A 1,250-nucleotide genomic window follows, 5' to 3' on the forward strand; every position below is an offset into this window, starting at 1 on the left:
CATTGCTTTTTCAGCAGCGTACTGCGCAACGTTACCAGAACCAGAGATTGTTACCACTTTATCTTTAAAGCTTTCGCCACGAGTTTTCAGCATTTCTTCAGCGAAATACACTGTACCATAACCAGTTGCTTCTGGACGAGCTAGAGAACCACCGAAAGTCAGGCCTTTACCAGTGAATACACATGAAGTGTCATTGCTGAGTTTTTTCATCATACCCGCCATATAACCTACTTCACGGCCACCCACACCGATATCACCCGCTGGGATATCTGTATTAGAACCAAGATGACGATATAGCTCGATGATTAACGCTTGGCAGAAACGCATGATTTCGCCTTCAGACTTACCTTTAGGGTCGAAGTCTGAACCACCTTTACCACCGCCCATTGGCAATGTAGTCAAAGCATTTTTGAAAGTTTGTTCAAAGCCTAGGAATTTCAGAATTGAAAGGTTCACTGAAGGATGGAAACGCATCCCCCCTTTAAATGGACCAATCGCTGAGTTGTACTGTACACGGAAAGCACGGTTAACTTGAGTTTGGCCTTTGTCATCTACCCATGAAACACGGAACTGAATCGCACGTTCAGGTTCTACCAGACGTTCAAGTAATCCATGATCAGCATATTCTGGATTCTTTTCAATGAATGGCCAAAGGCTGGTCATCACTTCTTCTACAGCTTGTAGAAACTCTGGTTGATGTTGGTCACGTGATTTAACGTAGTCTAGGAAGTCGTTAAGGCTGTTATATTTCAACACTTAATCCTCAGCAGAAATGGATCAAAATCGGTCAATATTTCAATCAATGATATATTTTGGCGCAAAACATTAAATATCACTTGCACCTATTCAGCAATAGTTTTTTAAAAAAAACTTCAATTATCTTTAAAGAACATATATTTAAATTAATCATTCAGTCATTTTAGTTATATATTAAATAACTTTTAGCTATATTTTAATGTCATATTTTGCTCATATTTAATGCACTCTTGGTACCATTTTCGAGCACAGGAATTCTATCTAAAAACATGCTAGTATTGCTCTCCAGCAAATTGTTCCATGCTGCTTGCCCAGCAATCCCGGTTATTCATGAACACGCAAATTACCTTAATTCAAAAAATTGACGCCCTGCTGCCGCAAACCCAATGTGGACTTTGCGGCCATCGAGATGGATGTTTGCCCTATGCAAAATCCATTGCCGAAGGTGAGGAAGCCAATAAATGTGTACCAGGCGGACAGCCGGTTGCCGATGC

Annotated in this window: 2 protein-coding genes; one reads left to right on the forward strand and one right to left on the reverse strand. The window is 40.6% G+C overall.

The features are described from left to right. Positions 1–753 (reverse strand): Glu/Leu/Phe/Val dehydrogenase dimerization domain-containing protein (locus B2Y23_RS07325; RefSeq protein WP_414632121.1); only part of this gene is annotated, 753 nt, incomplete at its 3' end. A 303-nt stretch (positions 754–1,056) separates the two neighbouring features. Between B2Y23_RS07325 and B2Y23_RS15475 the strand changes: the two genes are divergently transcribed. Next, positions 1,057–1,250 (forward strand): RnfABCDGE type electron transport complex subunit B (locus B2Y23_RS15475; protein WP_414632122.1); only part of this gene is annotated, 194 nt, incomplete at its 3' end.

Origin of the sequence: Acinetobacter sp. UBA5934 (genome assembly GCF_002430855.1) — a bacterium.
In the GTDB taxonomy this organism is placed as follows: Bacteria; Pseudomonadota; Gammaproteobacteria; order Pseudomonadales; family Moraxellaceae; genus Acinetobacter.